9 protein-coding genes are annotated in these 9,004 nt (G+C 62.9%); 7 read left to right on the top strand and 2 right to left on the bottom strand.

Annotation, left to right across the window (positions count from 1 at the left end; all coding sequences use genetic code 11):
• Window positions 1-1,446 (bottom strand): GMC family oxidoreductase N-terminal domain-containing protein (locus tag EN994_RS08020; protein ID WP_164745838.1); only part of this gene is annotated, 1,446 nt, incomplete at its 3' end.
• 42 nt (window positions 1,447-1,488) lie between these two features.
• Complete coding sequence (locus EN994_RS08015; protein WP_013529856.1) at window positions 1,489-2,166, bottom strand: FCD domain-containing protein; 678 nt, start codon at window positions 2,164-2,166, stop codon at window positions 1,489-1,491.
• 203 nt (window positions 2,167-2,369) lie between these two features.
• Here EN994_RS08015 and EN994_RS08010 point away from each other — a divergent pair, with 203 nt between their 5' ends.
• The 7 genes from EN994_RS08010 to EN994_RS07980 form a co-directional block, all read left to right on the top strand.
• Entirely contained in the window at window positions 2,370-3,998 is a 1,629-nt protein-coding gene (locus EN994_RS08010) for a choline dehydrogenase (RefSeq protein WP_063168894.1), read from the top strand.
• A gap of 290 nt (window positions 3,999-4,288) precedes the next feature.
• The gene (locus EN994_RS08005) at window positions 4,289-5,440 is read left to right on the top strand and encodes a cupin domain-containing protein (RefSeq protein WP_024505127.1); all 1,152 of its coding nucleotides are present in this window, start codon (window positions 4,289-4,291) and stop codon (window positions 5,438-5,440) included.
• A 55-nt stretch (window positions 5,441-5,495) separates the two neighbouring features.
• Window positions 5,496-6,653, top strand: a complete 1,158-nt coding sequence (locus EN994_RS08000; protein ID WP_013529859.1) for a hypothetical protein — start codon at window positions 5,496-5,498, stop codon at window positions 6,651-6,653.
• Window positions 6,654-6,659: 6 nt separating this feature from the next.
• Window positions 6,660-7,070, top strand: a complete 411-nt coding sequence (locus tag EN994_RS07995; protein ID WP_013529860.1) for a RidA family protein — start codon at window positions 6,660-6,662, stop codon at window positions 7,068-7,070.
• Window positions 7,071-7,096: 26 nt separating this feature from the next.
• Window positions 7,097-7,717, top strand: a complete 621-nt coding sequence (locus EN994_RS07990) for a glutathione S-transferase family protein (RefSeq protein WP_013529861.1) — start codon at window positions 7,097-7,099, stop codon at window positions 7,715-7,717.
• Complete coding sequence (gene fhmpcd1 / locus EN994_RS07985) at window positions 7,717-8,646, top strand: 5-formyl-3-hydroxy-2-methylpyridine 4-carboxylate 5-dehydrogenase (protein WP_024505124.1); 930 nt, start codon at window positions 7,717-7,719, stop codon at window positions 8,644-8,646. The genes EN994_RS07990 and fhmpcd1 overlap by 1 nt, the downstream gene beginning before the upstream one ends.
• Before the next feature lie 130 nt (window positions 8,647-8,776).
• A partial coding sequence (locus EN994_RS07980) for an ATP-binding cassette domain-containing protein (RefSeq protein WP_127307473.1) occupies window positions 8,777-9,004 on the top strand: 228 nt, incomplete at its 3' end.

Here is a 9,004-nt window from a genome sequence, read left to right as displayed (position 1 = left end):
GGCGTCGACGACAAAGGCATTGTCGAAGCCGTTCAGCCGCAAGTCAGGATCGACGACGGCCTCGGTGTCAAGACCCATCCGGCAGGTGCCGGCCGGATGATGATGGGTGGAAGCAGCCCTGGCGATGAAAGCATCGAGTTCGGCATCGGACCGAACCGGTGCGCCTGGCAGGATCTCCGTATCGCGCCATTCGTCCAGGGCCTCATGATGGCCGACCATGCGCGCCCGCTTCAACGCCATCCTGAATGTCGCGCGATCGTGTTCGGTTTCGAGATAATGCGGATCGATGACCGGCGCATCGTTGCGGCCCGGCCCGCTCGGTGTGATGCGCCCGCGGCTTGTCGGATGGGTGACGCCGCAAAGGATGGTAAAGGCCGAGCCATAAAGCGGGGCATTCAGGCCCTCGGCCGCCGACGGAGCGACGACGCAGGCGAGCACGATATCGGGACTTCCCATGGAGCGGATCGGGTCGTCGCTGTGCAGATACATCAGCGATTCGGAGTGCTGCAGGCGGGAAGGCGGCACCGGCTTTTTGGTGCTGTAGACATTTCCAAGAGCCAGCAGATGATCCTGCAGGTTGCGGCCCACCTCGCTGCGATCGGCAAGGCAGCGTATGTCAGCCTGCTTCAGCGTATCCGGGCAACCAATGCCCGACCGCATGAGGATGAGCGGCGTGGACGCGGCGCCGGCGCAAAGGACAATCCGGTCGGCACAGAGCGTTCTGGTCTGGCCCTCGCAGACCACGCTCACGCCCGTGACCCTGTGGCCGTCCAGCACCAGATGCTCGACCTCGTGGCCGGCGAGCAAGGTCAGGTTCGGCCGCGCCATGACCCGCGGCGGCAGATAGGCGTCGGCGACGCTCAGGCGCTTGCCGTCGCGTATGTTGAGTGAATTGGGGCTGGTGCCGACCAGCTCGCCGCTGTTGTGGTCGCTCAGGGCGGGAGCCCCCATGGATCGCCCGGCGGCGATGTAGGCACGCACGACCGGACTGACCTCGGCGTCCGGCAGATAGACGTCCAGCGGGCCGCTCTTGCCGCGTGTTGGCCCGTCGAAAGCGGTGAAGGCTTCGCTGCGGATGAAGCCCGGCAACAACCCCCGATAGGACCAGCGCTCGCCGCCGGCTTGCACCCAGGGGTCGAAATCATCGGGATGGCCGCGCACATAGGCCATTGCATGCAGGCAGCTCGAGCCGCCGACGATTTTGCCGCGCGGCCATTCATGGACGCGGTTGGCGGTGAAGGGCTGGGGCACGGTCCGATAGCTCCAGTCGTAGGCGCGGCCCTGGAGCATCGTCCATTTCAGCGGGTCGGCGATGTCGGGATCGGCCGGCATCGTCCCGGCTTCGATGAGGCCGACCTGGCACGACCGGTCTTCACTGAGACGGCTGGCAACAACCGAGCCAGCGGATCCCGCGCCGATGACCAGCACGTCGAAATGACGTTTCAATTTGAAATTCCCCGCACAGGCTCGATGTCAGAGGTGATGCGATCACGCGGCAAAGGCGCCGGCATTCGACCGTTCCATGATCTGTCTCTGCACCGACAGAAGGTGCGCGCGCATTGCGGCCTCTGCCGCTTCGGGGTCGCGCTGCGAGATCGCTTCGGCGATCAGGCGATGCTCGCCGTCGCGGTGGGCGATCCGCTTGGGGCAGGTGGGTGCCGCGGTGCGCGCAACCTTCACCCGCGCATCGACACCGACCTGGCGCAGCATCTTGTAGAATTCCGCGGCGAGGTGGTTGCGGGCCGCGGCAACGATCGCGAGATGGAAAGCGAAGTCGACCTCACCCGACGGGGCGTTCTCCGGCGTGGTTGCCGCGTCGAGGATCCGCGCCGTCTCGAAAGAGGAGGCGCGCAGCGACGCCAGTCGGGCAAGGCCCGGCTCCATAATCAGGCGCAATTCCAGGACCTCGATCGGATTGGTTACCCTGACCAGTTCCTCGCCATATCTCGGAAGGGCGGTCGGCGCCCGCCTGGCGCGCGCCGGTTTGAGGTCGCCTGAAAGGCGCAGCACTTCAAGCGCCTTGCGAAGCTGATGGCGCTTGACGCTCAGATGTTCCGCAAGATCGCGCTCGGACGGAAGCTTGCCGCCGCCCTGCTGCAACTGGCGGACCGCGGCGATGATGTCGTCGAGATCAGATGGTCCGACCTGCGGCTCGAATGCGCTCAAAACCAAATCTCCTGTCCGATCGGCAGACCGCCGACTCAACGTCCCGACATCATATTGTGACACGAAAACCTGTTCGACGGCACTCAACCAATTCAACCAATCTACAACTGTACGCAATGGTTGACAACACCAGTTGCGCGATGGTTGACTGCCCATGTCGACGGTTGCCATCGCGGCAGACGTCTTTCTCCCGAGGATCACGCATGCCGGCTGGCGAAACCTTTGACTACGTCATTGTCGGTGCGGGATCGGCCGGCTGCGTGCTGGCGAACCGGCTGAGCGAAGACCCTGCCGTGTCGGTGCTTTTGTTGGAGGCGGGGGATTGGGACCGCGATCCGATGATCCACATCCCGCTCGGCTGGGGCAAGATACTGACGGAGCGCCGCCACGACTGGATGTATTTCTGCGAGCCCGAGGCCAATGTCGGCGGCCGCAAGGTCGAATGCGCGCGCGGCAAGGTCATCGGCGGCTCTTCCTCCACCAACGCCATGGCTTATGTGCGCGGCAATCGCGGCGACTACGATCGCTGGGCGGCAAGCGGCCTGACGGACTGGTCGTTCGACAAGGTGCTGCCCTACTTCAAGAAGCAGGAGCGCTGGGAAGCGGGCGAAAGCCGGTACCGTGGCGGCAGCGGGCCGCTGAACACCCAGTTCTGCCGCTACAAGGACGAACTGATCGATGCCTTCGCCACAGCCAGCCGTGATGCCGGATACCCGCAGACCGATGACTATAACGGCGCCATACAGGAAGGCTTCGGCCGGCTGCAGATGACAATTGCCAACGGCCGCCGCTGCTCGACCGCAACCGCCTATCTGCGGCCCGCCATGCGGCGCGGCAATGTCAAGGTGCTGACCGGCGCGATGGCGACGAAGATCCTGCTCAGGGATGGCCGCGCAGCCGGCATTGCCTACACCAGAGGCGGGGCGAGCCATGAAGTTCTGGCGCGGCGCGAAGTTCTGCTTGCCGGCGGCGTCATCAACACGCCGCAGCTGATGATGCTGTCAGGCATAGGCGACAGCGGCGAGCTGGCGGCGCATGGCATCGAGACGAAGGTCGATCGTGCGCAAGTCGGCAAGAATCTGCAGGACCACGTTTCGGTTATCGTGATGTATCGGCGCAAACAGCCTGGACCGTTTCTCAAGATGATGCGGGCCGATCGTATCGGGCTGGATTTCGTCAGGACTTATCTCACCGGAAAGGGCTTTTCGGGAGATGTGCCTGGCGGCGTCGTGGCATTCCTGAAAAGCGACACAAGCCGGCCGTTGCCGGACGTACAGCTGCTTTTCACCGCCGCGCCGCTTGGGGCATGGCCTTACATGTCGCCGTTCAAGGCGCCGTTCGCCGACGGCTTTGCGACCCGTATCGTTGCGGTGCAGCCGGAGAGCCGCGGCAGCGTCAAGCTGGCGTCGAGCGATCCGGTTGCCGCGCCCCTGATCCATCAGAATTTCCTGTCCTCGCAGCGCGACTGGCAGTCGCTTCGCGCCGGCTTTCGTGTTGCACGCAACCTTGCCAGCCAGCCGTCCATGGCTCCGTTCGTCGGCGCGGAGTTCTTCCCCGGCCCGAAATGCGAGAGCGACGAAGAGATCGACGAGCACATCCGCAAGACCTCGATCACCGTGCATCATCCGGCCGGCACGTGCCGCATGGGCGTCGATGCGGCATCGGTGGTCGATCCGGAATTGCGGGTGCGCGGCATTGCCGGGCTTCGTGTCGTGGACGCCTCGGTCATGCCCGACCTCGTTTGCGGCAACATCAATGCGGCGGTCATCATGATCGCCGAAAAGGCCGCGGATCTGATCCGCAGCCGCGCTCAACAGAGCGTGGCTGCCTGATAAGGCGGCCGGAATACAACCAAAGTCTTTTGGTTGAGACTGAAAAACTGCGTTGGTTGGACTGTCATGCGCGCCAGCATGGCCGTGACGAAGCGGTTTCACGCCCTGATTGTGAGCTGAATTCCGTGCATTTCTAGGCTGTTTCTGCCTATTTCTGGGCATTTGCCACTCAAAAATGCACCTCAACCAAAAACTTATAAGATTCGCAATTTGGGTATTGTCGAGCAAAACCAATGCGAATACGGTTGAGTTGGTTAGAAGTATTTTCTTCGTGACGAGAGGTGTCCGATATGTCCCTGGCGCAACCAGCTAACGATGTGCTCACCAACAAGAAGGCGGCACTCAAGGGCCTCTACGACGCCCTCTACGCAAAGAACATGTTTCCGTTCTGGGCGACGTCGGAAGGCGTCGACCATGACGAGATCAAGCAGTTGATGGCGACGTCGAAAGCCGTTCCCTTCGTGTGGTCCTATTCGGACATCGAGCCCCTGCTCCAGCGCGCCGCCGAACTGGTGACCATGGACGACAGCGAGCGCCGTTCGCTGATCCTCGTCAATCCCGGTCTTGCACCCAAGCGTGCATCGGTCAGCACCATGTACACCGCCTACCGCTTGAACGATCCCGACGAGATCATGCCGCCGCACAAGCACTCGCCGAGCGCCATCCGCTTCGGCCTGACGGGCAAGGGCAATTTCACCGGCGTCGAGGGCGAAGACGTGGTCTTCGGCCCGGGCGACATGGTGCTGACGCCCAACGACGCCTGGCACAATCATGGCACCGTTGGCGGCGAGCAGGCGGTCAACCTGTCGGTGCTCGACCTGCCGCTGGTCGAAACGCTGCATGCCGTCCATTTCGATCACAAATACACGGAGATGGTCGACGGCAAGGAAGTCGAGAAGAAGGTGCAGACCGCCCGCTACCCCAGCGACTACTCACAGCGCATCTATGGCGAAGGCGGCCTGATGCCGCGTTTCGTCGACCACAAGCGCGGCGGCGGCCTGTCGTCGCCGATGTATGTCTATCGCTGGGAGAAGATGGAAGCGGTTCTCGACGCCCACAAGGATTGGGATGGCGACCCCCATGAAGGCATCGTCATCGACTATGTCGATCCGACGACCGGCGGACCCGTCTTCCACACCATCAATTTCTACGTGCAGATGCTGCGCCCCGGCGAGAAGACCTTGCCGCAGCGCGAGACCGCCAGCCTGCTCTTGGCGCCGTTCCGCGGCAACGGCCATTCGATCATCGACGGCAAACGCTATGACTGGAACCAGTTCGACACCATCGCCATACCCGGCGGTTCCTGGGTCGAGCATGTCAACGGCTCGTCGAGCGAGCCGGTGATCTTCTTCGGCGCCACCGATGCGCCGACGCAGAAGGCGCTGCTCCTCTACAAGCGCTGGGGCCGCAACCAGGCCGGCGATCTGCTCCGTCTCGTCTAGTTCCGGTCCTCCGGCAGGCAATGTCCACGCCGCCATTGGCGGCGTGGACATCGAAATGGAATTTCAGCAGCAAGGGCGTATGCATTTGGTTTCGGCGTTCAACACAAAGCAGATCGGCCATGTCGACTGCCCAGGCGGCGGTCAGGTCTGGGTCGACGGCAACATCCTTTATATCGGCCACATGCGGCCGCCGAGCGGCACGACGCTGGTCGACATTTCCGACCCGCGCAATCCGCGCAAAATTACGACGATCGATGTCCCGCCCGGTTGGCACTCGCACAAGGTGCGCGCCAAGGACGGACTGATGATCATCAACCACGAGCGCTTTGGCGACGCCGGCCCGGCTGATTTCGGCGGCGGACTGGCGCTCTACGACACCACCAAGCCGGCACAGCCGAAGCTCATCTCGAAATGGATAACCGGCGGCAAGGGCGTCCACCGCTACGACTTCGACGGCCGTTACGCCTACATATCGCCGACCGCCGACGGTTATGTCGGCAACATCGTGATGATCCTCGACCTGATCGATCCCGCGAAGCCGGTCGAGGTCGGACGCTGGTGGATACCGGGCCAGTGGACCGGGGGCGGCGAAGAGTATCCTTGGCACGACTATGTCACGCCGCGCTGTCACCATCCGCTGCGAATGGGCGACAGGCTCTATGTCAGCTACTGGCATCATGGCTTGTTCATCCTCGACATTTCGGACATCACCAAGCCGAAGCTGGTCTCGCACGTCAATTCGAGCCCGAGCTTTCCGCATCCCACGCACACCTGCCTGCCGATTCCACAGCCGCTCAAAGGCCGCAACATCATGGTGGTGGCGGACGAGGATGTCGCCAAGCTTCGGCCATCGCCGCCGGCCTTCACCTGGATTTACGACATCACTGATGAGACCAACCCGTTGCCGATCTCGACCTTCCAGGTGCCAGGCCTCGACACGGACGGTTCACCGCAGCCTCAGATGACCGGCTGCCATCAGCCTTCCGAGCGGTTCAATGGAACCGTCATTCCGTTTGCGTGGTTCGCGCAGGGGCTGCGCCTCGTCGACATCGCCGATCCGTTCGCGCCAAAGGAAGTCGGTCATTTCATGCCCGACGCGCCGGAGGGCGCGGAGCGTTCCTCGTCCAACGACGTGACCATCGACGACCGCGGCATCGTCTACCTGATCGATCGCATCCGCGGCGTCGACATCATCGAAACCAGCGTTCTCTAGGGGGATATGTTGAGCGACAGCACGCGAAAATCCGCCAGCCACTACGCCATCGGCAACAAGAACCCGAACCTGCCGTTTCATCCGGCGGTGCGTGCCGGCGATTTCATCTTCGTCTCGGGCCAGGTGCCGAAAGACGAGAATAACAACATGATCAGCGGCACGATCGAAGAAGAGACGCTGGCGACGCTGAAGACCATCGCGCGCGTCATCGCGCATGAAGGCGCGACGCTGTCGGATGTCGTGCGGATCACCACCTATCTCGAGGATACGCGCGATTTCGGCCGCTACAACAAGGCGTTCCTCGAAGGGATCGGCGACGCCGTTCTGGCGCGCACGACCGTCGAGGCAAAAGCGGTCATCAACACCAAGATCGAAATGGACGCCATCGTCTACAAGCCGCTGCCGGCGAGCAAGTAGGCCCTGGACACTAGCGAGGAGAAGACATGTACAAGCTGTTAGGCCGCCAGACATCAGGCAACGTCCAGAAGGTGCTCTTCATGCTCGAAGAGTTGGGAGCGTCCTACAAGCGCGAGGATTATGGCCGCCAGTTCGAGAACACGCAGACGGCGGAATACAAGGCGCTCAACCCGACCTCCAAGGTGCCGACGCTGGTCGACGGCGACACCGTGATCTGGGAGTCCAACACCATCCTGCGCTATCTCGCGGCATTCGGCGGCGAACAGTTGAATGGCGCCACGCCGGCGGAAAAGACCGAGGTCGAGCGCTGGATGGACTTCCTGCTGGCGGCAGTCAATCCGGGCTACCTGGCGGCCTTCAAGGGCGCCAAGCTCACGCCCGAGGAACAGACCGCCGAATACAAGGAACAAGTGAAGGACCTTGTCGCGCAGCTCAAGATCGTCGACGGCCACCTGGCCGGCAAGGACTTCCTGGCGCTCGGCAAGCTGACCCTTGCCGACATTGCCTGCGCGCCGATCCTGAAGCGCTGCGTCGACTTCAAGATCGACCGGCCGTCAATGCCCAATCTGGAGCGCTGGGTGGCCGCGATCGCCGCTCGGCCGGCCTTCAAGGCGGCAACCACTGCTGCTCCCGCAAAGGCCGCATGATGATCAAGCGCGCCGCTCTCATCGGACTGGGAACGATGGGTCCAGGCATCGCCGCGCGGCTTTCGCGCGGCGGGCTCGATGTGACGGCGTATGACGTTTCGCCAGGGGCAATCGAGCGCGCCCGCGGCATGCTCGATCTTGCCGGCGGCGTGCTCGACCGTCTCGACATCGAGGCGCCCGGGACTGGTGCCGGCAAAGTGCGTTTCGTCGAGACGATCGCCGAGGCCGTCGATGGCGCCGAACTGGTGATCGAGAACGTGCCCGAGAATATCGACATCAAGGCGCAGACCTATCGTGACATCGATCCGCTGATCGGCCCGTCCGTCATCGTCGCGTCCGACACGTCGGGCATTCCGATCACCAAGCTGCAGGCGCATATCTCGCATCCCGAGCGGATGGTCGGCATGCACTGGTCGAACCCGCCGCACATCATCCCGATGATCGAGGTGATCGGCGGCGAGAAGACCGCGCCTGAAACCGTGGCTGTTATCCGCGATCTCATCCGCTCGATCGGCCTGCTGCCGGTGGTGGTGAAGAAGGACGTTCCAGGCTTCGTCGAGAACCGCGTGCTCTATGCGCTGCTGCGCGAGGCGGTCGATCTTGTCGAGCGCGGCGTCATCGAGCCGGAAGACCTGGACACCTGCGTGTCGTGGGGCATCGGCTACAAGATCGCCGTCATCGGCCCGATGGCGCTGCTCGATATGGCGGGGCTGGATATCTACAAATCCGTCTCGTCCTTCCTGAATGCCGATCTCTCCAACCGCGACGATGTGGCGCCGATGGTTCTGGAGAAGACGGCTGCGTCGAAATTCGGCATCAAGTCGGGCGAGGGCATGTTTGCCTACACGCCCGAGCAGACAAAGGCGCTGCAAGGTGAACGGGCGCGCAAGCTCGTCGCGGTGCGGCGCATCCTGGAAGGCCGGGAGTAGCCAATGTCACATGGTGCGCACAGGGCCAGCCGGTTTGAGGAGTTCCACCGGTCGGCTGTTTGTGTGAAGGGCGCCTTCGCCATCAAGATGGTGCGGGTGCGGCAGAAAACAGCGCGCGGGGCGACAAGCCATGCGCATTGAAACCATCCGAGCCGCCGGCGACAGGCCGGCCCATATCCGCCATGACGATCTAATCTCCGCCAAGGGCGTTTCGGTGGTCATGGCCCGTCAGCTGATCCTCAGGAACATCGATCTTTCGGTGCCAAAGGGATCATTCGTTTCCCTTATCGGTCCTTCCGGATGTGGCAAGAGCACCTTGCTCAAGGTGCTGGCCGGGCTGGTGCAGCCTACCCAGGGC

The sequence above is a fragment of the Mesorhizobium sp. M7A.F.Ca.CA.002.09.1.1 genome (genome assembly GCF_003998555.1).
Taxonomy (GTDB): domain Bacteria; phylum Pseudomonadota; class Alphaproteobacteria; order Rhizobiales; family Rhizobiaceae; genus Mesorhizobium; species Mesorhizobium ciceri.
This window is presented reverse-complemented; position numbering and strand designations above follow the sequence as displayed.